Source organism: Methanobrevibacter sp. (assembly GCF_045541095.1).
In the GTDB taxonomy this organism is placed as follows: domain Archaea; phylum Methanobacteriota; class Methanobacteria; order Methanobacteriales; family Methanobacteriaceae; genus Methanocatella.
Genome location: NZ_JAZQIJ010000186.1, coordinates 1 through 25,370, shown reverse-complemented (window position 1 = coordinate 25,370; position 25,370 = coordinate 1). Strand labels below are relative to the sequence as shown.

The window sequence follows — 25,370 nt, the reverse complement described above, 5'->3', positions numbered from 1 at the left end:
ATTGGGGAAAAATTATGAAAGATAATCAAATTCAAGATTACATAACATTTGGACGAACATTTGAAAATTACAAATGGTATAAGCCCCTATTTGTCGCAATTGTCGGCATTATCGCATATGTGGTAATTGTTTCAATCATAAGCGTTATCTTTATGGGCGTCTTCGGAGACCAATTTGGTGCAAAGCTGACAATGGGCTATGAGGGCATAAACAATTTCGATGCGGCAAACATATTCGGCTTTTTGACACTTATAGCATTCATTCCTTCACTCTACATCGCATCCAGAATCATCAAGGACCGACCGTTTTCATCATATTCATCATCCAGAGGAGGATGGGACTGGAAGATTTACCTCAAATCCTTTTTGATATCTGCCGCAGTGATTTTTATTTTAATGATGTTGGTGGGAGTTATAGATGGATTTGAGCATGGAACAAACCAGTTGACTGCAATCGCATTCATCACATTTTTAATTATTATACCTTTGCAGAGTATTGCCGAAGAATACCTATTTAGAGGATTCATAATGCAGACAATAGGATCCTGGACAAACATGCCTATTGTGGCATTGATTGTGCCGACATTGATTTTTGCTGCACTGCATCCCTACAATATCTTTGGAATGGCATCAATTTAGTTAGCGGAATTATCTTCGGATACATTGCAATGAAAACCAATGGTATCGAAGCAGGTTCAGGACTGCATTCCGCCAATAATTTAATCGTATTTTATCTATCACTGCTCGGACTATCCCAAGTCCATGCACAGGCAAGTATTATAGATTCCCTAATGGGTGTTGCAGTCACAGCCATTGCAGGATTTCTAATATTATATATCGGCAAAAAATACGATTGGTTTACCTCACATGAGTGAGGTATCCAACACCATTTAGAGGTATATTTCAAGTGTAAATGTCAGATAATGGTTTTTAGACAAATTTAAGTTGAAATGCCAATTTTCAAATTATTTTACTTTAATTTTAAAAAAAATTGAAAAACAATATTTTAAATCATGATTGTGGTAAAAAATCCGATTTACTCACAAAAGATTCCCATACAGTAACTTATTTTCCACCATGCTGAATAATATTAACCCCTTAGAAATCTGTTTTTATAAAAAAATCCGGCTTTGAGATATTTAAAATGCAATTATAATTTGAATTTCACGATACAATAAAATCCAGGCATTTGTAAAATCATGAAAAAATATGTGAAAATAGACTGTTATTTGAAAAAAAATCATTTCAAATAAATTCAAAAAAATACCCAAAATTAAAAATAGAAAAAATAAATAGTATATAATAGCCAGGTGAAAACAATACCCGAACATACAAATGAAATACCCGATTACATAACATTTGCAAGAAAATTTGAAAACTACAGATGGTACAAACCCATACTTACAGCAGCAATTACCGGAATATTTTATCTGTTATTCATGTTAATATTAATTGCAGGAATAACAGCAATATATGGTCCGGGAATGGTTGAAGCTGTCACCGGAAGCTATGAAAGCCTGGATGACAGCAATGCCATAACATTGATCTCATTCCTGTTAATCGCAATCCTGATTCCATCACTTTATATTGCAAACAGAATCGTGAAAGACAGACCATTTTCATCATACGGATCGTCACTTGGAGGATGGAGATGGAAACTTTACATCAAATGTCTTGCAATACCTCTAGTAGTGTTTATAATTGCCCAAATCCTATCTTATGTTACCGGAAGCGAAGACGGCAGTGGAATCAGCCATCTCACACCGCTTGCGGCAATTCTATTTTTGATAATCGTGCCTGCACAGTGCATAGCAGAGGAGTATGTATACAGAGGACTCCTGATGCAGACTCTGGGTTCATGGATTAAGGTTCCAATCATAGCAATAATAATCCAAGCCATACTGTTTGGAATTTCACATGACTACAACTCCCTCGGAGTATTTTCAATTATTGTAAGCGGAGTAGTTTACGGATTTGTCTGCTGGAAAACACACGGCCTTGAGGCAAGCTCTGCAATTCACACAATAAACAACCTGTTTGTTGCATACATGAGCGCCGTTGGAGTGTCATCCACATCATCAGTTGCGACATAGGACGGGGTTTTAGCAGATATAGTAATGCAACTGGTCTGTGGTGCGTTGATTTTATACATTGGCAAAAGATATGGCTGGTTTGAAAAAAAAGAAGAAAGTTAAAGTTGTCTAAACAACTTTACTCTTTAATTTTAAGCTGTTTTAAATTGTTTAATTTGGTGAACTCTTCAAGGTATTTTGTACATTCAGGAGTTTTGTCCTTTTCATCACCTTTGTATACACATTTAACGACATAGGTTTCCTTGCCTACCTCAACGATTTCAGCAACGCCGTACTCATTATCGAATGTGTTGTTGAATTCGGCAATTTTTCCTTTGACAGTGTATTTGTGGAAATGATCTCCGTCAAGTTTTCCTTCATGTAAATCCTTATCGTAATCTTCAATGGAAATTGCAAAGTCATCTTTTTCCATAGCTTCCCCAAATCCTTCATCAAAGCCTTTTGGATTTTTAAAATCTGAAATGTCTACTGCAGATGCAACACCTACAGCAAGCATCAGTAAAACTAGTGCAATACCTAAAATCTTAAACATTTTCATAAATATAAGCACTTATTCTTATAAAGATTGGATTTTAATCTAATCCTTTATTCCCTTTATACTATTTTTAAAACACTAAATTACATTATTTTTTAAATAAAGTTTAATTTATTATTATTTAATTAATGCAAGCACTTACATTCGAAAATATTTATAAACAACCTCATACATACTATTACCACAAGCTTAAATGCATCTTTCAAGTCAAATCACACAGAAGGTGATATAATGAAATTTTCACTCAAAAGGATTATGAAAGCAATTACTGTAGAACCTTATGAGATAAAAGATGAAAAAGGCAAAACTGATCGTGACAAAAGCAGACAAATTGCAGGATACGCAATGCTGGCACAATACTGATTTGATTTTTCTTTTCTTAAATCGGTTTAAACTATTATTTAAGCAAAATTAAGGATTATTATTAAGAAAGCAAGCACTTACTTGCGAAAATCTTTATAATAAGTAAGCACGAAAATATAAACAGGCACTAGTTAAAAATATTATGGGGTGATAATATGAAAATTAGTGAAACAATCGAAAGGATTTCGGAAGCATTGAAAACACCGGAAGAAAAACCACGCCTTTACAAAAAGGACATAACAAAAACCGAAAAAATTGAAACATCCGAACTGCTTCCGACATGCCCTGGAAATACTGTGAATACCCTTTTGTATTCACTGGATTAGAATTATCTAATCCCATTATTTCCTTTTTAAACGACTATTTTTTTAAGTTCAGTGAGATTGAACTCCACATACATTACCATTAAAATTACTGCTTAATCTAGAATACAAAGACGGATTGAATAAGTAGACCACAATATAGAAAATGAACAAAATTTAGTAAAAAAAATAAGTGGTAAAGGCAAAGCCTTTACTTGGTTGTTATTTTAACGGTTTTTGATGCCTTGTTGTAGTAGGCATTACCGGCAAATTTGATAACCGCTCTGAAAGTGCCTTTTTTAGTCAGTTTATTTATTTTAAATGTAGCCTTACCATTGGAGTTGGTTTTTGCACTATAGGTTTTACCGTTGACGTTTAAAGTAACTTTTACATTTTTGACCGCCTTGTTGTTTGCCTTAAGTGTTATGGCATATGATTTAGTTTTCACTTTCACTTTATAGGTCTTTTTGGCTGCAGTTATCTTTGGAGTTAACTTTTTGATTACTACTTTCTGGCTTGCACTATATTTAATGCCTGTTCCGGAATAGCTGACTGTTGCAGTAACGGTTCCTGTGAAAGGAACAGCATAAGTGGCCACTCCATTTAATTTTGTTGTTACAGTAGCTTTTTTGCCGTTTGAAAATACGATTGTTAATTTCTGATTCACCATTATCTGGCCTGACGCTGAATCTTTTAAAGTTATGGTCAGTTTTTTGTCCGGGTAGTAAGTGCCTGACTGTTTAATTGTTATTTGAGGTTTGACATCACAAACTACAGAAGTTCCTGAAGTAATCGGTTCGCTGTTTCCTTCAAAATAACAATTTACTATTTTTCCGCCTTCAACTGCACCGGCTTTCTGGGCATGATTGTTTATGAAATAACAAAGCTCAATATTGGAATTACTGTCTATGATTGATAATGCTCCACCGGTTTCTGCTTCGTTTCCTTCAAAGCGAACCCCATTATAAATGTTTAAAACTCCCCTGATGCCTTTATTAAGATAAGTAGGGTCCGCATACATCTTGATTGCACCACCATATCTTCCAGCACCATTACCAATGAAACTGGAGTCACCATAAATGTCCAAACCGAAAGTCTGAGTAACGTCTCCTCCAGTATTGCTTATACCGTTGTTCGAATATATTGCTCCGCCACCGTTTGATGCATAGTTATAGCTGAATTCAGTGTCTTCAATATCGCTATACTGGAAATTGAATATTGCTCCTCCGTAGCCTGCTTCACCTGATCCGTATGCACCATCATAACCCGCTTCATTTCGAGTGAAAAGAGACTGACTGATAAATGTCTTTGCAGCACCATCAACCAAATAATCATCGCCATTAAAGCAGTCAAGATAAATGGCACCTCCGTTGCCTTTTGCCCAGTTATAATCGAAAACTGTATCATTGATAAATAAAGACACACCGTAGTTTTTAGGGTAATGGGCATATATGGCTCCCCCATCGCTTGAAGCAACATTATTGTAGAAAATGCAGTGGTCGAGAATAAGAGTGCCTGTGGTATCAATCGCTCCGCCGTTGCTTCCTGCAGTATTGTTTATGAAATTACAATTATTGAAGGTGGTCAAACTGCCCCTAACGTAAGCTCCAGCTCCTGAATATTTCTCATCATGACCGTTTATAAGATTCAGGTTGTTGATTACAACATTGTCTGCATATATCAGCAGAACACCGGTTTTATGGCATGCATCCCAGGTATGTCCCCGAGCATCGATTGTTATGGATTTATCGATTACTATTCCATACTTACCGCTTTCTGCAAATTCATCATCACAGTAATAATTGTTATATAACGTGATTGTTATGTTTTCCTCTACATCATCAATAATCCTTTGAAGATCTGTGAATGTTCGCCACTGTGCATCGTCTTTCAGGACATCACTTTCATCAGATTCCCCCATAATTTCATCTGTTTTTATACCATTTACTTCATCATTTTCACTTACTTGGATATTATCGCCGACAGAATCCCCCACAGTATCATTGGCCAGTTCACCTGCACTAACAGTAGACAACGTTCCGGCGATTATCAAAAATATGAATAAAATTAAAAATGCCTTCCTGTTAAACATGATTATAACTTTATCATTAACAATATTTAATTGTATACCCATATCAGAAATCCTTAAACCATGATTAGAGAAATATCATATGTAATGAATATTTTACACCTGATGGGATTTCTTTACTCATCAAATCAAAAATTAGTAAACAGTATAGATTTTTCCACATGAAATGAACAGTATGCAATAAACGTTCCGGATAAATGATGAAACTGAAAAATATATAAAAATTTTCAAATTCCAATCGGTTAAGAAAACCAAAACATTAATTTAACTGACAAATCAAATATATTAAATAAGATACATTAATGTATCCGGAAATGTGGGGGAAACATGAAATACAAATATCTTTTTGCAGTGATGCTGATTTTAACTACACTATTTTTACTTGGAAGCGTTACAGCAGGAGAAGATATCGATTTAATGGCGAATTCTTCTGATGATGCATCCGCTTTAAACATTCCAGTTCACCCCACAGACAGTGATGACGTAGATGTTGAGATTAAATCAGAAGAAAATCCTCAAAAAATATCTTCCACCAGCAAAGCAGATTTGTCTGTTGAAATGGAACTTGGAGATATTAAAAAAAGCACTTTTGGAATCAATGAGATAAGTTTTGATGTTCCTCTGATTATAACTGCAAAAAACGCTGAAGGCGTGGCAAAAAATTCAAAAGTCTTTATAAGCATACCTGATGAGTTTGAAATTGTATCGCACGATGCAACACTTGGGTCATATTCCTCTGAAAGCGGAATCTGGCAGATTGGAGATTTAAACAGCAATAAAGATGCAGTTCTTACAATATTTACAAAAATTAACGAGAAAGGGAAATACCTCATTTCCATCAACTCAACAACAGACTCCAACGATACCGATTTGACAAACAATTATCTCGGATGCAACATTGAAGTTACATCAAAGATTTCTTCAAACGTCACCAGAACCAGTGCCGATAAGAGTTCAACCCAGCACACAGCTCATTATGGCAGTATGGCAAAAGGAATTAATAGACCTGACTTTTCAGACAATACTCCTCAAGAGGATGAAACCCCTGCACCTCCCGGCGAAAATGAAAAACAGCCCGATAATAATCCTCAAACCAACCCAGGTGAAAAAAAGGGAGGTTCGGAATCAGAAGATAAAGATGAAGGTTCAAGTTCCGAAAGGAATCATGAAGATTCACAGGAAGAATCATCATCCAATAGCGTATCAAAAGAAATTACAACCGGCACAATCAGTAATTTGGTCCGAAGTATTGAAGATAGAATAGAAAATATAATGAATTCAAGTTCAAGCAACGGTTTTTTTGACTCATCAAGAATTGTAAAGGCAATTAGAAGCAATGATTACATTACAATTCCTATTTTAATATTTGCACTGTTTTTAATCGGATTAATTGGTGAGTTTGCCTATGAAAAAATCAAATCCTAAATAATCTGGAAAATATTTATTACAATTTATATAACTTATTTTCAGGAAAAATGCTAAAAAATAATTAGTTAATAGAAAAATAGCCACAATAATAAATATTACTTAAAATATAAATTAAATTATGTTTAATAAAAGGGTTATACTTTTTTTATCAATATTAATTCTAATAATCGCAAGCATGTCTGCAGTAAATGCAAATGATTTAAACCTGACTGCAGACATCAATGAAGAATTGATATCAAGTGATGCCGGAGAAGTAATATGTGAAAATCAGGACCCTCAAACGGCAGGAGTTCAAAAAACATTTATTGATCTGGACAAATACATTAAAAGTAACGAGGGCAGTGAAATTTATTTGAATCATGACTATGCGTATAACCCTGAATTTGACATTATCCATAATGACGGCATTATCCTCAACCATGCAGTAACCATCTGGGGTAACGGCCATACAATAGACGGAAGCAATGCGGCAAAGATTTTTGATGTTAAAAATAAAAATATCATATTCCGCGATATAATATTCATCAATGGTAAAACAGATACCCAGGGCGGAGCCATAACCGGCAAATGCAGTGCTGAAAATTGTACATTTATTGGAAACACTGCAGGTTACGGAGGTGCAACTTACAGTGTTGATTGTTTAAACTGTACTTTTAGTGAAAACACAGCAAAATATAACGGAGGTGCAGGATGCGGAGGCTCTTTTGTAAACTGTATCTTTACCCGAAACAGTGCACAGCACCTTGGAGGGGCAATTTACACCGGTTCAAATATGGAAAAGTACACCATTAAAAACTGCAGTTTCACTGACAACCGTGCAAATGTAGGAGGCGCCGTCAATATACAGTTTTCCGAATATGCACCCGTTGAAAACTGCAGATTTACAAACAACACAGCAACATGGGAAGCGGGTGCGATATATAATGTTGTATGCAATAATTGTACATTTACTCAAAACTCCGCAGATTATGGAGGTGCAATGAAATACGGTTCTGCCAGAAACTGTACTTTTAGCGAAAACAATGCGAATTTCGGAGGAGCCTCATATCAGGGCACATGCATAAACTGCACATTTACTGAAAACTATGCGGATTATGGAGGTGCAATATATGAAGGATTTATAACCGAATACTGCAGATTCACTGGAAATTACGCATTCTATGGAGGAGCAATGTACGGATATTACCTAACTCCCGAAAATTGCCGTTTCAAATACAATTATGCTCAAAGCGGCGGAGCAACATACGAAGTGGAAATCATAGATTCATATTTTGAATATAATGCGGCAATAGAATATGGTGGAGCAATGTATGGCGGATCTGCAACTAGGTGCACATTCAAATCAAATAATGCAAATATTTCAGGAAATGATACATTCAATACTGAACTCATAAATTCCTCTTCATCACATGACGGCAATATAATCTATTTTGATGCAAATGCAGAATATGACGGGAACGGTTCTAAAAGTAACCCTTATAAATATTTATATGCCGATAGAATCCGTCAGGGATCTGCAGCATACTTTGCAGACGGAACATATGAGTTGAACGACAGCTGCACCATTATTAATGGGGCAAAACTGGTCGGTGAAGGGTCAAATGTCATAATCAGCTCCAAAGTGTCAAACCAGTATGATTTCATTATAAAAGAAGAGTCATATTTAATATTGAACCGCCTGCTTTTAAACAATATCAGAATTCTCAATCAGGCAACATTGCAGGCAAAAGATTGTAATTTTGAGGGAAAAAAAGAATTTGACTTGCAAAATCCTCACGAAATTGAAACAGGTTCAGGAATATTCGACAGTACCTACGGCGGAATAATCACTTGTGATACACCCGAAAGCAGTAAAACTGCACTGATTTTAGAGGGCTGCACTTTTCAAAATGTTCACAACGCATTTAATGGTGGAACAATTGCGGCAATAAATTCAAAAATTTCCATTAGAAGTACACGGTTTTTGGATTACTCTTCCACATATAAGGGAGGTGCAATTTATATTGAAAACTGCGATTTGAACATGTACAATGCACATTTCACACCATATATCTATCAAAATGATGAAGATTACGGTGAAAACAGATACACTTCATATTATGGAGGTTCCATCTACAGTAAAAATTCAAATATTTTCATTGACAGATGCGGATTCAGCGATTCAATATCATTCAGTTTCGGAGGATGTATCGCTTCCCTGAATTCCAATATCACCGTTAGGGAAAGCAACTTCAACAATTCAATATCAAAGACTGACGGAGGAGGAGCAATCTATAATTCAAAAAGTGAACTGCACATCTTTAATTCAAAATTCAACAATAATACCGCTGAATTTGGAGGCGCCATATGCAATTTGGATTCAATCTTAAACTCTTACCAGTCTACTTACTCCAATAATCATGCAAACTATTATGGAGGCGCAATTTATGACACTTATGGTACAATAGACTACTTTACAAACAGGTTTTATACTTCACATGCTTTAGCGGGAGGTTCAATATACACAAGGACTCCGAATAACTTCATAATGGTGGAAAATACATTTGGTAACAGTTTTGCAAAAGAAGGACAGGCAATATTCTACGACGGAAAACAGGGTACAATTTCAAATTATTATTCCACTAACTATCATGTTTTTGCCGAATTCAGAGCTACTTTGAACGGTGAAGATTACTATATCATAAGTAATCCCCTATATTACAGAATGTCATCTGAAATCAATCCAGATTTGTATTTCCCGTATCCCGTTTATGAGGTTAATGACGATCTGGTAACCATGATGATTTACGGAACTGATGACGCAAGCAGATTAACTTCAATTTCAAACCACCATAAACTCAACAATATTTCAATCGACCTTACGTTTAGTGACCAGCTCACCAATCCAAGATTAAACGTTTATCTTTTTGAAGATTTGGATATATTATTATATAATAAAGGATTAGAAGGTAATCTATATACCGGTTCAAGAGATAAGCTTTTCAGAGAGTATAACCTTATTGAAAACTATAGCATAGACCTGTCCAATAAAGTTCAAAACGGAAACTATAACTTCACTGAAGCATTGACCATAGATTTTGGAAATCCATATGTAAACATCAAACATGACAATCTCTATGAAGCGACTTCATTTAAGCCAGCAAATCTAGTCAACAGCTCCATTGTATATTTAACACCACTCCCTTCCCAAATAGAGGTATTGTCATCATATTACAATTCAAACGACTACGGTTTTGTCTCATCCGTTAAAGACCAGAAAACAGGAGGTAACTGCTGGGCATTTTCCGGACTTGCAACTCTTGAAACATGCCTCAGCAAGGCCACAGGCATCAAATACGATTTTTCCACAGAAAACGCCAAGAATCTGATGTCAGCATATTCGGTTTATGGAATAAAAATTGAAACAAATTATGCAGGATACGACTCCATGCTTTTAAGTTACCTGACAAGCTGGTTAGGTCCGGTTGATGAGTCAAAAGATACCTATGACGATTACTCTTCAATATCCATTCTGGAAAATCCGCTGTTCCATATTCAGAATGTCAAATTCCTGCCTGGCAGGACCGACAGCAGAGACAACACCGCGTATAAACTTGCAATAAAGGACAATGGTGCAGTTTCCGTGACATTCAGATGGGGAAATGACTACCATTCAGTTTCACTTGTCGGATGGGATGACAACTATACAGGTTATGACTCACTGGGCAATCCTTCAAAGGGTGCATGGATATTTAAAAACAGCTGGGGAGCCGAATGGGAAAACAATGGTTTTGGATACCTTTCATATTATGAAAAGATATCAGAAGAGATATATCCCAACCTGCACGCATATACATTCATTTTCAATGACAACAATCCTTATACAAAAATTTACCAGTATGACTTTGCCGGAGTGAGCGAGTTTTATCATTATATGGATACAATATCTTTTAAAAATACTTTTAAAGCAGATAATGACAGTATCCTTTCTGCATTTTCAACATATTTTGACAGACAGACCAATTTTACAGTTATGGTTTATAAAAACGGAGAATTTATTTTTACACAGAACGGAACTTCACCTGCGGGATATTACACCATACCATTCAACACAGTCATCCAGCTGGATGAAGGCGATGAGTTCACAATTGCCATAAACAATCACAACAAGGGCTATAACTGCATTCCAGTATGTTCAGCAGAGGAAATTACCAAAAAAACTTTCAGCCAGAACGTTTCCTTCATAAGCCTTGATGGTGAAACCTGGTTTGACCTTTATGACTATGCGGATTCATGCAATGTTGCCTGCATAAAGGCATTCACCCAAAACATCAATCTGACAGACATCAGAATAAAAATCGATGAATTCGACACAGTAAACACAAATAATTTCAATATCAGAGTCGAATTCAGTGACGTTGACATGGATTTCATCAACTACTGTCTTGTGAAATTCATAATCGACAACAGCACATATTATGGCCAAATCAGAAATGGAGTGGCCAATTTGAATATAAATCTTGAAGATGGTCAGCATACCCTTTCTGCCCAGTACAGGGACAATCTTTTTGAATCAAACATCGTTAGCTTCAGCTTTACAGTGAAAAAGAACGATGAGGATGTCTCATTCAATGCGATTCAGGATCTGATTAACAATGCAAAGGACACAGTCAGCCTTGATAGGGATTATTTCTACAGCGAAAAATTCGATGATAGGGAATATGGAGTGCATGTAAATAGGACTTTAACCGTAAACGGTGCCGGACATGTTATCAACGGACTTGGTAAAGCAACAGGATTTTACATAAGCGCAGACAATGTCGTTTTAAATGACATAATATTCAACAATACATTATCCTCAAACGGAGGAGGAATATTTATTGCAGCCAGAAACGTCACACTGAACAACTGCAGCTTCATAAATTCTCATGCTCTTCAAAATGGTGGCGGAATCTATTCATTATTCGATGTCAGTTTAAACAACTGCAGATTCCTCAACAACTCAGCAAATATGGGCGGAGGACTGTATCTGATTGCAAGTAAAACCACAACCATCAGAAATTCCATCTTTGAGGCCAACACTGCAGATAAATACGGCTCTGCAGTCTATATGGAAGGTCTTGGAAATGTTATGGTTACAGCTTCAAACTTCACAGGAAACGCTGCCCGGTCCAACGGAGGAGCAGTAAGGACAAGTGTATATTCCAACAGTTTTGAAAAGTGTTTGTTTAAAAACAACTCTGCAATTTCAGGAGGAGCGGTATTTTCCAAAGCGTATGTAAATGAATTTATAAACTGCCGATTTGAAAGAAATTCCGTTAATAATTCCGGTGGTGCAATAAATGCCCACAATACAATAAACATTTATGATTCTGATTTCATCAGCAATTCCGTTTCTGAAAATGACCGTGGCAATATAGGAATACTTGGAGGTTATGGCGGAGGTGCCATAATCTCTTATGACAATATGAATATCTATCGCTCAAATTTCATAAACAATAGTGCAGCTTCCGATTCCGGAGGAGCTCTCTATACCAGCAAGTTTCTGAATGTCTATGACTCCCAATTCATAAACAATACCGCCCCACATGGCGAAGGTGCAGTTTACAACACTGAGCTGCAAATGATAAAATCTGCCGATGCAATTTGGAAATTCGCCCAGTCACGCTACTACAACTCCATATTTATCGGAAATCATGCAAATAACGGAGGAGCCATATACGGCAGCGATTTGATAGTGAACTGTACTTTCACAAAGAATTCCGCTGCCAATATAGGAGGTGCACTCTATGGTGCAAAAATCATCAACAGCTCAAAATTTATCAATAATTCAGCAAAATACGCAGGTGCAGTCTATTACAATGGAATGAGTGAATTTTATATATTTAACAGCGATTTTACAAGAAATCATGCCCAAATTGGAGGCGCCATTTATTCCGAGGAATATGAGAATTATAATTCAGGATTTATTTCAAACACAATAATTAACTCTTCAAGATTTGCAAACAACTCAGCAGACGATGGGGGAGGCAGTATCTGCAGCATGGGAATATTGAATGTTTACAACTCAGAATTTGAAAATAACTCAGCTCCGTTTGGAGGAGCAATTTATAGTGAAAATGAATTAAACATCACCGAATCATGCTTTAGCGACAACATGGCCGATACAAGCGGAGGAGCAATTTACATGGGCGGAGAGGAAAATCATACAGTCATGAAATGCGAATTTATAAACAATACCGCAAACTTTGGAGGCTCATTATTTGCATTGGAAAATGCTGAAATTTCATCATGCCTCTTTAAAGACAACACTGCCCATTCATACGGAGGAGCCATTGATTTTTATGAAAACGGAACCTACACACTCACCGCATCAAGCTTTAAGGCCAACAGTGCAAATTACGGTGGTGCAGTCTACATCTATGCCGGTAATGAAGAGATAATGGCATATCTCAATGTTTCTGAGTGCAACTTTACGCAGAATAATGCTTTAAGAAGCGGAGGAGCATTTTACACAGATGCCAGAACACAGATAGAATCATCCAGTCTCATAAACAACACCGCCAGATGGGGAAGCGCCATGTACTGTGCAGCCTACATATATGTTGACAAGACAAACATCACATCCTCACAGGACATCCCGGCGATTGAATATTCATATCACTACAGTGATGATAAACCGGCCTATGGAAAACTGGATTTGAAAAACAACACTATCGATGTTGAAGGCAAAACTGTCCACTACAACGTTAACGGAGTCGATTCTGATACCAAACTGTATCTGGTCTTTGCAGACCTCACAACAGTCAAAGGCCAGAACGTAAGTGTGTGCCGCATGGAAGATGCAGACGGAGATGCAATATACGTAACAGGATTTGGAAAACTCAATATAACACTGACTGATCAGAGCAACAACAGAATCCAACTTTTATTGAATTATTCAAAAGATTATGAAGGATTTTATCTGGATACAACTTCCCTGGACTATGGAACATACTCACTTTCAGGAACAATTACAAACGATATTCTCAAATACAGCGTGAAAACCGCAGTTCTCCAGATTACAGATGAATTCGGCAGAACAGCCCCTGCAATTTTAGCATCATCTCTTGTAAAAGTATACGGAAAAGGGGATAAACTTACCATAACATTAAAAGACACCAACGGAAATGTTATTTCAGATGCGCCTTTAAGCGTCAAATTAAACGGAAAGACAAGCATTTTAGTTACAGACTCCAATGGCCGTGACAGCATGAATGTAAATCTCGTGCCTAAAACTTATTATGCCCATATAAGCTTTGAGGACAACGGATACTACACTTCCGCACATACGACAGTTAAAATTACCATCAAAAAGGCTACACCTAAACTTACAGCCAAAAAGAAAACATTCAAAACAAAAAGCAAAAAGTACACAGTTACACTTAAAAACAACCTTGGAAAAGCTATGAAAAAAGTGAAAGTTACAGTTAAAGTCAAAGGAAAGACCTACACCGCGAAAACAAATTCAAAAGGAAAAGCCACCTTTAAGCTGAAACTGACTAAAAAAGGAACTTTCAAGGCCACAGTTACATATAAAGGCAATAAATATTACAACAAGGTTACTAAAAAAGTGAAAATAACAGTTAAATGATTAACCGTTCATCACATAGTCCTGGCTTTTAAGCTCATTATCCTCCAAATCGGTCAGTCTGAAACCAATGTGAGTTACGTTATCGCTTTTAAGATAATCTGTGCATATAATGCCTGATTTAAACTCATCTGCCGTTGAATTTATTTCATATACCATCGTATCGTCCTTATCGAAAAATCTGATGTTCATGAAATACTTTTCCTTATCAACCGGCAGGTTATAGGATTCTCCGTAAACGACATATTTAAAATCACCCCCTGAAGGAGTGACTTCAACGTGAGTAATGTTCATTGAAAATACACCGTCATCACTCGTCATCTGCCCTGTCGGAATAATGACTGCAAAATAAATAAAAAGCAATGCAATGATAACCGGAACGGCTATACGGGCATATTTTTTAATGACGTTATGCCTGCGGCGGGGATTTCTTTTTTCAAAAGCTGCAAGATATTTGGAATCGACTTTAGGATATGAAATACGATTATTTGAAATCTTTCGAACAAGGGTTTCCAGCTGCATTTTGCAGTCGGGAAATGAATTCAGTTCATTTGGATTTTGTAAAATAAACTCAAGATTGCCCTTCAATCTTGTATCATCGATGTTTAATATTATGATTGGAATTTCTCTGGAAAATGCAATGTCAGTTTCGGTAATGACATAATTTGTATCCTTTGAATTTTTTGAAAGAATGAAAACAAAGGAGTCTGAATTTTCAATTGCAGTGGTTATTTCGTCAACGGGATCATCAGGTTCCATTTCCCTGGATTTAATCCATGATGAGATATTGTTTTCCTCAAGTATATGATAGAGCGCTTCAGCGGCATCCTCATCATCTACATCATAGCATATGAAAACTTCATGACTCATATCAAAACCTCTCATTTAGCATTAATGTATCCTTCAAACAGGTAATTGAAGAGCTCCTCATCCATGGATGAGAATCTTAATATTGCTTTTAATGTTAAAAATTCATTTCTGATTACAAGACCATGTATGATGGCCAGTATCCAGATAAGAACAAATATTACGGCAAAAAGGATAAACATAGGATAATATATGAACAGATAGTCGGCTATCTGGAAATATAAAATTAAAAGCACCAGTGTTGGAATCAGATACAGCAATCCCATAAAAACCCATTTCTTTTTGTTGGCCGTAATTCCCATATATATAAAAGAAGCCCAGTAGACAGGCAGGCAGAGAAGTGCCAGGGATATCCAGTCATGTTTATGCCTTGAAAAGTCGGTTTTTTCAAAATTGGTGAAATCAACTACAACCGGAACGTCATTTTTTTCATCGCATATTTCCCTTGCATCCCTAACAAGTTTTTCAAGATAATCTTCAGGATTAGGATATGCCGCCAGCCACTGCATCACCTTGAGATAGTATCCCATATGTTCACTCGGCTCGGATCCGTCAATATTGAATGAAATTATAGGCTTGTCATACTTATATGCCATGTGGATTTCATTTTTTACGTATTTTGACTCCTGGGAAAATTTAGAATAGATTAAAACCACCATTTTTGCGGATTTTATGCCTGCACCAATTTCATCAATATAAAGCCTTCCGGACGGAATGTCTTTTGTGGCAATCCAGCATGAGAGTCCGTTCTTTTCAAGTGTGAAATGTATCTTGTCTGCAATGTCCTGATTGGCTGTTGAATAGCTTATAAAAACATCATGTTGTATGGTCATAATATCACCCTACTGTTGAATGCGGTATCTACAACGAATTCCCTGTTGTTTGCTTCAAAGAGATACACCGTTGCAGGTTTTGTGAAAGTAAGGTTGTCCTTGTTGAATGAGTCAAAAGGAATAATCATTGAATGATATTTAAAACCGCTTCCGTCATCAAATTCCATGGTGAGCAAATAGCAGCTTTCATTTTTATAATCGATACTTCCCTGACTGACTTTGGCAAAATGGTTCAGCAGATTGGAAAGTCTCCCATCTGTGGAGTTAACTTTGCTGATGTCCATATTATAGAAATCATATGCCGCATTTCTGAATTCAACCTTATCTCCGACTACATTGTATTCAGAACTTGAAGGATAGGTCACAAACATCGAATCAGTTACATCAATCTGTGAATCCCTGTACTCATAGCTCATAATGGAATAAGCCCCATAAATCAAAAGGATTGCGGCAGTTGCAATAATGAGATATTCAATCATTTTTTTATTCATAATCCACCAATGAATAAGCTTATAATATTTGTTATGATTTTTAAAATATTTAAGTTTGTATCCGATTTCAAAAAAACACGGCCATCAACAGATTATCCTAATATAAACTTAAAAACAATAAGGAAATCACTGACATGGATATTGCATCATTGCAGGTGATAATCTACACCGGCTACGAGGAGTCCCGACAGGAAATTAAGTCTGTTTTAACAAATTTGCTGTTTTGGGCAACTCCGAAAAATATCAAAACGAGACATTTGGCCATACAACAGCACTTTAATCGGATATTATTTTTAAAGCAAAAAACTTTAGGAAAACATTGAAAAAATAGATAAAAAATACAGAATTAAAAAAAGATAGATAAAAAAGAATAATCCCTTCAAAAATGAAGGTAAACTTATAGGAAAATTAATTTCCCGCTATTAATTTATTAATCTATGCCAGTGGACGTAATCCAGCTAAACGGCCGAAACCACCAGCTTTCTTATGTCCAGGACGATCTTTTGTTATAGGTCCAAATACTATCATAATTATCACCATAAATCAATTTTTTCAATTACATTTCTGTAATCTAAATAATAATATATGCAGCCCCGCATATAAAGTTTTTCGAATGCAAGTACTTGCTTACATCTTTAAATAGTGAAAAAAGAATTAAAAATGCTTAAAATATGAAAATATATAATTTAAATAATTATTTAATTAAATAAAAGAAAATAACATGATTAAAGCTTCTGCTTTATGCGACTTAATACATCCGGATTACATATTAACATAAAGGTGATGATATGGATGACGGTACCAAATGCTGTTTGGGAATAATTGTGATATTTGTCATTGCGGCCCTTTTTCTTTTATGGCCGCAGCCGAAAGATCCCCTAAAAACAGAAATTGACATAACAGGCTACCATGCAGACGAAAACGGAACAGGATATATTGAAATTGACTGCCGTTACTATGAAAATGAAACAAAAACCGATTATTTGGAAAACGCAAGCGTTGAAGTGAACATAACCTATGAAAACAACACGACCGTGAAATACACTCTTGTGTCGGATTACTTCGGAGATGTGAAAATTGAGAACCTGGAACCTGGAGAATACACCGTTTCAGCACGCATTCTTGGAGATGACACATATGCCCCGTCAGCTAAAAGCGATACGGTGGAAGTTGGAGAATACATCGCACCGGCAAGCACGGATTATGACACAGGATACAGTACAGATTCCAACTACCAGACATACACAACTACACGCTACTACTGGGTTTACGTCTAAACGCTAAAAAATTAGTCTTTGATAATCCGCCCCGTGCGGATTATTTTTTTTCTTTTGATGAAAAATTTTTCATGCATCAATTATATTAACATATCTTATCATACATTTACATGACTGATTATAAGGGGCATGAAAATGGGAAACATACATATAGACCTGATGTATTTTATCAACAACGGCCTGCAAAGTCCTTTTTTGGACACCGTAGTGCCTATAATATACTCAATCACCGATGTAAGAGTGATATTTGCCCTGATTATTCTGGTTTTGATAGGATCAAAAATCTTAAAAAGGGACAGGATTTTCAAAATCGCCCTGTATTGTCTTGTGGCATACTTCTTTTCGATTGTTCTGATAATGATATCAAAAACATTCTATCCGAGTCCAAGGCCATTCATAGCCCTTGAAGGCATACGGCTGGCCGTCAATGATAACGGTTTTTATTCCTTTCCGTCAGGACATTTCGGCATTTCAACTACAGTGCTTTCAACCGTTCTTTTGACGGCCGACAAATACAGGCGAGAACTGCTTGTTGTGACCGTCATATATCTGGCGATATTATCATTTGTGGTCATTTACGGAGGAGTCCACTATCCGATAGACATTATCGGAGGAGCAATAATCGGCGTAATTTCTGCGCTGATTACTGTGAAAATACTTAAAAAAAGGTTTAATTGAGAAATAGTTTAGAGGTAAATAATATTGGATTTCCGGCTGCAGGCTTGTGTAGGTTGGTATATGTTCACCGCCAACGGCAAGATGGGGTTGCATTGCCGGTAGCATTTCCGGTTTTCCAATAGAAGTTTGTAAGATCTGACCAGTCACCAGGATATGGAACACCAGGTCGTATTATTATCCTAAATCTTTTTAGGCAATCTAAATAATAATATATAACACCCCACATATAAAGTTTTTCGAAAGCAAGCACTTACTTACACCTTAAATGATTAAAAAAGAGTTAAAAATGCTTAAAATAGAAAAATATAAAATTTAAAAAAAAATAGTTTAAAAATAAAAAGGGAGATTTGAAAATCAGATGATTTTCGCATATCCCAATTATTTTTTTCTGGTCATTAAAGTTGCTCCACCAAGAACAGCACCGATTGCCAGGAGCACTAAGATTGGATTTCCGGTAGCAGGCATTGTGTGGGTTGTTGTATGTTCCCCGCCAGCGGCATGTTGGGTTGCATTGCCGGTAGCATTTCCGGTTTCATTTCCAATAGGAGTTTGAGTTGGGTCAGTTCCATCAGCATGGTATGGAACACCAGGATCGTACATGTCACCATCAGTAGCATTACCAGTAGGATCAGTTCCGTCAGCATGGTAAGGAACACCAGGGTCATACATGTCACCGTCAGTTGAATTATTACCAGCAGAAAGTGTAGGATCAGTTCCATCAGCATGGTATGGAACACCAGGATCGTACATGTCACCGTCTGTCATACTTAAGATACCGTCGTCGGCCGCACTTACTGCACATGCAGAAAGAATTACGCAGAAAACTGCAAGAATTGCAAATATTTTGTTTTTGAATTTCATTTTTATGCCTCCATTAATGTTTATTCCTTTTTGATGAGTATAAAATGCAAGTGTCTGATTTCACAAATCAACACTGCTTTGCACAATTAATTATATAAACAAGCCCATATATAAAGTTTTTCGAATGTTAGTGCTCACTTACATCTTAAAACAATTAAAAAAATAAAAATAAAACTTATTTCACTTTGAATCGTATGTTTAATGGATTAAAAATAAAAAAAAGATATTTGATACTCCAAGATAAAAAATTACAATTTTTCCACATAAAAATATTTTGTGGGAAAAAACAGGACACCAATTAATCGCATCCGTTAAAACTTGACCGATTTGACCAAACCGCCTTATGTGAATGATGCAAATATGTGAAAGTGATACTGGAAACAGACGACATTAAAAATAGAATCAGTCATTTACAAAATAGTTGTAAATCTCATCTTTGACTTCATTTAAAATCTTGAATTTGAAATTGACGATAGGCTGCTCTTTGTCATTGATTGTACGATACATCTGCTTATATTTCAAAGGTTCAAGCTGGCCAATGTAGTAAAACTCAATTCCCTCGTCGTTGTTTTTCTGTATGAAAAGCTCAACGTCAAGACCGTTGTAGTTGATTAACGGTTCAAGTTCGGCTGAAGAAGTTTTTCTGTTGTTTCTGCTCATCCAGTTGAAGGTATCCTTGGATATGAAGTGATCCTCGTAGTTAATGGTTTCAGATATGTCTTCGGACTTGTTGTAGGTTACGAATATCGGACAGGTATTGTACTTTATCTTGTATCCTCCGATGTTCTGGCCGTTCATGAAATGTTTCCAGTTGAGGATTCTCAAAACGTCCTCCCTTGAGTACTTCTCATATAGCTTGAACGGGTTCTGGCTTTTATAGACATGCTCGTATTTGAAAAATGCGTATTTTAAGGCATCTTCAAAGTGTTTTAGATAAACAGGATTTGCAAGACACTTCCTGAAATAATCTGAAATTTCAAACCTGTGTGATTTGTCATTATTGCCATCATATTTGAAGAAGATATCCTCATAATCAATTGCCTCGCCGACAAAACCCTTGACGGTGTTTGCCTGATATCCTTCGCCTTTTTCCTTTCTGTAGAAATTAAGGCTTAAGAAGTTCATTGCACCGTAAATTGATTCATCCTGGTTTGTCAAACCGTAAACCTTCATCAGACAATCCCCAATCATTTCAATTGTGAAGTATCTGTTGTATTTAAGGCAGTTCAGGATGACAAGCTCATGTGGCCGTATGGCCTTGATTATCTTTTTGGAGATGAAACTCAGTGACGCAAGCTCCATATCTGAAAGTTCAGACGAATAGTCGTCCTCAATATCCCTGAGGAAAGTGTGGTATGTCGGATAGTCCTTGTGGTTGAGGATGATTTCCGGATTGAATTCTGCGTTGATTGCGAAGTCATATAATGAAGGAATCCTTCCCAACTTATATTTTAAATTAGCGTACTTTTGTTTAAACAGTGTCTTTTTGGAAAATGAAGAGTTATTGATTGAGTCATATATACGCTTTCTTGAAATCTCATCAAAGTTGATAGATGAAGCGCCGGGAATTACCTTACTTCCCTCCATCAGATATTTTCTTATTTTATCCTTGTCATAGGACCGATCCCCTGAAAGCGCAATCGGAATCATGAAGTTGTTCTTGTAGTTGCCGATAAAGTCAAGGATTACCACATACTCCTTGTTTTTGAATTTCCTCAGACCTCTTCCCAATTGCTGAATGAAAATAATTGGAGATTCAGTTGGTCTGACTAATAAAACCTGGTTGATTTCTGGAATGTCAACACCCTCATTAAAGATGTCAACCGTAAAAATGAATTCAATCTTATCCGGATTTGAGTCGTTGGTAAGCCTGTCGATGGCTTTTTCCCTTTTCTCCTGTGAATCATCACCTGTAAGCACAACAGATTTATATCCCCTTTTGTTGAACTGTTCAGATAAAAGTTTGGCTTCCCTTTTTCTTGAGCAGAACACCAAAGCCTTTCTCCTGTCTCCAGAATATGAGTAAAAGTTTGATTTTTCAATGAGATAATTTACCCTTTCATCAGAGGCCAAAAGATTGAAGTCGGTGAAGTCATCATCTATTGTGGAGTCTTCAAACTCGACGTCTGTAATTCCGAAATAGTGGAACGGACATAACAAATCCTCTTCAAGAGCTTCCTGAAGTCTGATTTCATGAGCGATGTTATTATCAAAAATGTCATATATGTTAAATCCGTCGGTACGCTCAGGTGAAGCGGTCATTCCCAGAAGGAATTTCGGCTCGAAATAGTCAATTACTTTCAAGTATGACAAAGCACCGGCCTTGTGAACCTCATCGACAATGATGTAGTCAAAATAATCCTTAGGATAATTTCTGTAGACGTCTTCCTTGGACATTGTCTGGATGGTTGAGAAAAGATAAGGTTTTTTGAAATCCTTTGAAGTGCCTGAAAGAAGGCCGAAATTTTCATGGTCTTCGAAAATATGCTTGTATGCGTTAATGGACTGTTTTGCAATCTGTTCACGGTGGACTAGGAATAAAAATCTTTTAGGTTTGAAATCCTTTACGGCGAATGCTGAAGCGTATGTTTTACCTGTTCCTGTGGCCGATACCAGAATTGCTTTGTCTTCTCCTTGCTTTATGAGATTTCTAATGTTATCCAAAAACTCCTCCTGCATGTAGTTTGGAGTGAGCGTTATGTTTTGCTCCTTGATTTTTTCCCTGATTTTTCTCAAATCGGCGAACTTCTTGTTGTCGTTGTAAATCTTTTCATACTGGGGAAGTACGTCTTTTAAATCATCTGCTTCGTCCCATAAAGTGTTGAATTCCCTCTTGATTTGGGTAAGCATTTCTCCCTGACCGAGTGATGTGAACTCAACGTTCCACTCCTTGTTGACGGATAATGCGTTCATCGTTAGATTTGAACTTCCGACAATTCCCTTGTAGAGATCATCTTTTTTGAAGATATATCCCTTGGTGTGGAAACCTTCCTTATCCTGTGAGTAGATTTTTATCCGGATGTTTTTAAATTCGTTGAGTTTTCTCAATGCCTTGGGTTCAGTGAAGGTGAGATAGTCAGTGGTGAGGATTTTGCCCTGAATGTCGTGTGCTTCGAGATATCTGAAATCCTCTAAAAGTGGTGTGATACCTCCCATAGTGATGAACGCTGATGAGATGATGAATTCATCGCAGTTTTTAAGTTCATCCTTTATGGAATTGATTACCTTAGTGTTTTTGTCATTGTACAATAGCTTTGGACGATAGTCCTCACTGGAGTTTGAAAATTCATTTATGAATGCGGTTTCAGCGCCCTTTAAAATGTTTTCAGGATTCATTTATGATAGCTCTTCTTTTTCTTTTTCCAGGTGTGCTATTAGGTCATTTATTTTGTCCAGTTGCATTTGGAACTGATCCTTTCTTGGTGAGTCCGGCAGTTTTTCTACTTTGGATTCGAGGTTTGATTTTAGATTTTGGGCATCTTCGATTCTTTTTTCAATGTTTTTAATGTCATCTGTATCCATATTAATCACCCATAGTTTCTTTTAAGTAATCAATAATCTGAATGTCAGCAGGAATCCAGTTAACTGTATCTAAGTCTGCTTTGGCAAGCCATCTGGCATCATTATGTTCCAGTAGCTTTGGAGTTCCTTCAGTTATTATTGCCTCAAAGCAGCTCATCTTGAGATAAAAAGTAGGATATTGATATTCTAAGTCTAGGGCGAATTTTGTTGGTTTTATGATGCAGTCGAGTTCCTCTTTGATTTCTCTGATTAGAGCCTGCTCTTTTGATTCATTGTTTTCTATTTTTCCGCCTGGAAACTCCCACATGTTTATGAATTCACCGTAGCCTCTTTTTGTGGCTAAAATTTTATTGTCCTTTTTGATAATAGCTGCTACAACATTTAAAGTTTTCATGATTAGTCATCTCTGGTTTAATATTTAGCAGCTTACATTATATAGTTTAATAAAAAAGGCAACTTACCACAATTTATAGTAATTTTCGTCGTCCCCTTTGGAAATAATTCCCAAATCAATTAATTCCTCAATATTTTTAATAATTATAGGCTCAAAACTTTTTCCTTGAACTGCATATGATTTTATACGATCTTGTTCAAGTACATCATTAACCGTGAAAATATCCGAATTTATATCATCTACTGAATCAAAAATTAATTTTGTTACTCCTTCAATTTTAGAAATTAATTCTTTACTTTTATTTTGACTCAATTTAGTGATAACCGGTTTAGTTACAATTTCATCATTCTCTTGTAAAATTTCAACAGGAGCCTCATCAACAATTACATTCTCAAAAATACTGTAATCAACTTCATTTCCAACTAATATTTCTTTTAAAATAAATTCTAAATTAATATTTTTGCCCTGATTTAATTCATTGGAAATATTCTCATAACCAATATAAATTACAATTTTTATGGACTTTTTTCCAATACCTGCAATCAAAAACTCATATTTTTTTGTACCTACATATGCATCAACAGACATTTTCTTTAATGCTTGTTTATTAGCAGTTGCACGTAAGTTTAATTCTGATGCACTATCTAAATTAGGTTTTTTTACTTTATTAGGATCAATAATTATTTGTTCAATAAGGTACTCCAATCCATCATCAATACCCTTTTGAACAGAATTAATTATTTCAGAATAATAAAAAAATTTTTCAAGTTGTATAGCTTTCTGTCCAATTCCTGAAATTTTAAATTTATACTTATTTTGACCAATTGGAATGATTACTGAACTTTTTATTAAAGATTTTCTATTAGCAACTGCAACATTTCTAAATTCTTCTTCTTTATACACCATAAAAACACCTTAATTGTAGTCAAAGTCCAATTTTTTCTTTATCAAATTTATCAATAATAGAAGTTTCAAGATAATCTACAAAATCATCATTATCCCAATATATATCATTTAATATATGAATACCATGATAAGCATATGATTGAGCTATTTCTACAATCCTATTAGTATCACCCAAAACATCAACCGTCCCATCAATATAAACTGCAAATGCTTTAATTATACTCCAAGCATCACGACTAAAACTTTCCAATCTAATTAATCCATCAGACAATCTAGGAGTTCTTTTTTTTAGAATATTTTTTCCTTCTTTCTCATAAGCTAAAAATATAGATATTAAAAACAAATCAGCATTTTCAACACCTTGTAAAACCCCATGTTTTACACGCAAGTCTTGATAAATATTACGATCTGATTTACTAATATAAACTCTATCCTTAATTTTTTTTTCACTCATTTAAAACCACCCAAGACTTAGATCCATTATTTCCTTCATCATGCTGAATTCTATATTCATAAAATACTTTTTCTTTTATTCCATTTTTAAAATCTTCATTATACTCCGTATCAGTAACTAATAAAGTTACTTGTTTATTAGCCATGTATTTTGGAAATGTTTTAGAAATATTATTTATCATTTCAGGACCTAATCTACCCATAGGAGTATCAATAATTATTGGCAATTTAAACGTAGAAATATTATTCAATGCAGCAACAAATGATAATGCTAAAACTAATTTTTCACCTGCAGATAATGTCCCTGTTGAACTGATATCCCCAGTAACCTCCACTAAACTAACATCATAATTTTTTGAAATTAATACCTTTTCAAAATTATTTTTCCACATTAACTGTTTAAATTGTTCTGAAGTAGCTTTTTCAACATTCTTTCTAATATTATTATCAATAACATCCTTTAATTCTTCAACATATTTAATTACATCATTGCAAAGATCTAATTGTTTTTTAAGATTATTAACTTTTTTATTATTAGACTCTTGTCTTTTTTGATTAGTATACGCAATATTTAATTTACTTTCAGTTTCATTTAATAAGATCTTAGCTGCAGTTTTTTCAGATATTTTATCATCTCTCTCTTTTTCTAATGTTTTTATCTGATTATTTA

At 35.6% G+C, this 25,370-nt stretch carries 22 protein-coding genes; 9 read left to right on the top strand and 13 right to left on the bottom strand.

Annotated elements, in window-relative coordinates; all coding sequences use genetic code 11:
* Positions 1-14: 14 nt before the first annotated feature.
* The 3 genes from ACKI2P_RS07665 to ACKI2P_RS07655 all read left to right on the top strand — a co-directional run bounded on the left by ACKI2P_RS07665 (position 15) and on the right by ACKI2P_RS07655 (position 2,092).
* On the top strand, positions 15-638 hold the full coding sequence (locus ACKI2P_RS07665; protein ID WP_407376522.1) for a CPBP family intramembrane glutamic endopeptidase: 624 nt from the start codon (positions 15-17) through the stop codon (positions 636-638).
* 29 nt (positions 639-667) lie between these two features.
* A complete protein-coding gene (locus tag ACKI2P_RS07660) occupies positions 668-874 on the top strand; it encodes a hypothetical protein (protein ID WP_407376520.1) in 207 nt (68 codons plus the stop codon).
* Between the two features lie 435 nt (positions 875-1,309).
* On the top strand, positions 1,310-2,092 hold the full coding sequence (locus ACKI2P_RS07655) for a CPBP family intramembrane glutamic endopeptidase (RefSeq protein ID WP_407376518.1): 783 nt from the start codon (positions 1,310-1,312) through the stop codon (positions 2,090-2,092).
* 118 nt (positions 2,093-2,210) lie between these two features.
* Here the strand turns inward: ACKI2P_RS07655 and ACKI2P_RS07650 are convergent, their stop codons facing one another.
* Complete coding sequence (locus ACKI2P_RS07650) at positions 2,211-2,624, bottom strand: hypothetical protein (RefSeq protein ID WP_407376516.1); 414 nt, start codon at positions 2,622-2,624, stop codon at positions 2,211-2,213.
* Between the two features lie 234 nt (positions 2,625-2,858).
* Between ACKI2P_RS07650 and ACKI2P_RS07645 the strand changes: the two genes are divergently transcribed.
* Together ACKI2P_RS07645 and ACKI2P_RS07640 are read left to right on the top strand one after the other, a co-directional pair.
* Positions 2,859-2,990: a hypothetical protein gene (locus tag ACKI2P_RS07645; RefSeq protein ID WP_407376514.1), complete on the top strand. Its 132-nt coding sequence runs from the start codon at positions 2,859-2,861 to the stop codon at positions 2,988-2,990.
* 155 nt (positions 2,991-3,145) lie between these two features.
* Entirely contained in the window at positions 3,146-3,316 is a 171-nt protein-coding gene (locus ACKI2P_RS07640) for a hypothetical protein (RefSeq protein WP_407376512.1), read from the top strand.
* Between the two features lie 187 nt (positions 3,317-3,503).
* Here the strand turns inward: ACKI2P_RS07640 and ACKI2P_RS07635 are convergent, their stop codons facing one another.
* Positions 3,504-5,384 (bottom strand): hypothetical protein, encoded by a 1,881-nt coding sequence (locus tag ACKI2P_RS07635; protein ID WP_407376510.1) that lies wholly within the window; start codon positions 5,382-5,384, stop codon positions 3,504-3,506.
* A 324-nt stretch (positions 5,385-5,708) separates the two neighbouring features.
* Here ACKI2P_RS07635 and ACKI2P_RS07630 point away from each other — a divergent pair, with 324 nt between their 5' ends.
* Together ACKI2P_RS07630 and ACKI2P_RS07625 are read left to right on the top strand one after the other, a co-directional pair.
* Positions 5,709-6,806 (top strand): DUF11 domain-containing protein, encoded by a 1,098-nt coding sequence (locus ACKI2P_RS07630; RefSeq protein WP_407376509.1) that lies wholly within the window; start codon positions 5,709-5,711, stop codon positions 6,804-6,806.
* 178 nt (positions 6,807-6,984) lie between these two features.
* Positions 6,985-14,421, top strand: coding sequence for a lectin like domain-containing protein (locus tag ACKI2P_RS07625; RefSeq protein WP_407376507.1), 7,437 nt, complete (start codon positions 6,985-6,987; stop codon positions 14,419-14,421).
* On the opposite strand, the gene ACKI2P_RS07620 is transcribed toward ACKI2P_RS07625, so the two are convergent.
* Genes ACKI2P_RS07620 through ACKI2P_RS07610 form a run of 3 tightly spaced genes read right to left on the bottom strand, consistent with a single transcriptional unit; the run spans position 14,422 to position 16,609 of the window.
* Positions 14,422-15,288 carry a toll/interleukin-1 receptor domain-containing protein gene (locus ACKI2P_RS07620; protein ID WP_407376505.1) on the bottom strand — a complete coding sequence of 289 codons (867 nt, stop codon included), beginning with the start codon at positions 15,286-15,288 and terminating at the stop codon, positions 14,422-14,424.
* Positions 15,289-15,299: 11 nt separating this feature from the next.
* Complete coding sequence (locus ACKI2P_RS07615) at positions 15,300-16,118, bottom strand: toll/interleukin-1 receptor domain-containing protein (protein ID WP_407376503.1); 819 nt, start codon at positions 16,116-16,118, stop codon at positions 15,300-15,302.
* Positions 16,115-16,609 (bottom strand): hypothetical protein, encoded by a 495-nt coding sequence (locus ACKI2P_RS07610; protein WP_407376501.1) that lies wholly within the window; start codon positions 16,607-16,609, stop codon positions 16,115-16,117. Before ACKI2P_RS07610 ends, ACKI2P_RS07615 begins: the two co-directional genes overlap by 4 nt.
* 788 nt (positions 16,610-17,397) lie before the next feature.
* On the opposite strand from ACKI2P_RS07610, the gene ACKI2P_RS07605 reads away from it, so the two are divergent.
* Together ACKI2P_RS07605 and ACKI2P_RS07600 are read left to right on the top strand one after the other, a co-directional pair.
* Positions 17,398-17,886: a carboxypeptidase-like regulatory domain-containing protein gene (locus ACKI2P_RS07605; protein ID WP_407376499.1), complete on the top strand. Its 489-nt coding sequence runs from the start codon at positions 17,398-17,400 to the stop codon at positions 17,884-17,886.
* Positions 17,887-18,021: 135 nt separating this feature from the next.
* Entirely contained in the window at positions 18,022-18,564 is a 543-nt protein-coding gene (locus ACKI2P_RS07600) for a phosphatase PAP2 family protein (protein WP_407376497.1), read from the top strand.
* Positions 18,565-18,628: 64 nt separating this feature from the next.
* On the opposite strand, the gene ACKI2P_RS07595 is transcribed toward ACKI2P_RS07600, so the two are convergent.
* From ACKI2P_RS07595 to ACKI2P_RS07560, 8 genes are all read right to left on the bottom strand, one after another.
* Positions 18,629-18,814 carry a hypothetical protein gene (locus ACKI2P_RS07595; RefSeq protein WP_407376495.1) on the bottom strand — a complete coding sequence of 62 codons (186 nt, stop codon included), beginning with the start codon at positions 18,812-18,814 and terminating at the stop codon, positions 18,629-18,631.
* A 128-nt stretch (positions 18,815-18,942) separates the two neighbouring features.
* A complete protein-coding gene (locus tag ACKI2P_RS07590) occupies positions 18,943-19,425 on the bottom strand; it encodes a hypothetical protein (protein WP_407376493.1) in 483 nt (160 codons plus the stop codon).
* 402 nt (positions 19,426-19,827) lie between these two features.
* Complete coding sequence (locus ACKI2P_RS07585; protein ID WP_407376491.1) at positions 19,828-22,761, bottom strand: DEAD/DEAH box helicase; 2,934 nt, start codon at positions 22,759-22,761, stop codon at positions 19,828-19,830.
* Positions 22,762-22,947: a hypothetical protein gene (locus ACKI2P_RS07580; RefSeq protein ID WP_407376489.1), complete on the bottom strand. Its 186-nt coding sequence runs from the start codon at positions 22,945-22,947 to the stop codon at positions 22,762-22,764.
* Position 22,948: 1 nt separating this feature from the next.
* Positions 22,949-23,341: a (deoxy)nucleoside triphosphate pyrophosphohydrolase gene (locus tag ACKI2P_RS07575; protein WP_407376487.1), complete on the bottom strand. Its 393-nt coding sequence runs from the start codon at positions 23,339-23,341 to the stop codon at positions 22,949-22,951.
* Positions 23,342-23,404: 63 nt separating this feature from the next.
* Positions 23,405-24,247 carry a hypothetical protein gene (locus ACKI2P_RS07570; RefSeq protein ID WP_407376485.1) on the bottom strand — a complete coding sequence of 281 codons (843 nt, stop codon included), beginning with the start codon at positions 24,245-24,247 and terminating at the stop codon, positions 23,405-23,407.
* Between the two features lie 19 nt (positions 24,248-24,266).
* Entirely contained in the window at positions 24,267-24,701 is a 435-nt protein-coding gene (locus ACKI2P_RS07565) for a hypothetical protein (protein ID WP_407376483.1), read from the bottom strand.
* Positions 24,694-25,370, bottom strand: a 677-nt coding sequence (locus ACKI2P_RS07560) for a hypothetical protein (protein WP_407376481.1), incomplete at its 5' end; no start/stop codon positions are given. The genes ACKI2P_RS07560 and ACKI2P_RS07565, both read right to left, overlap by 8 nt.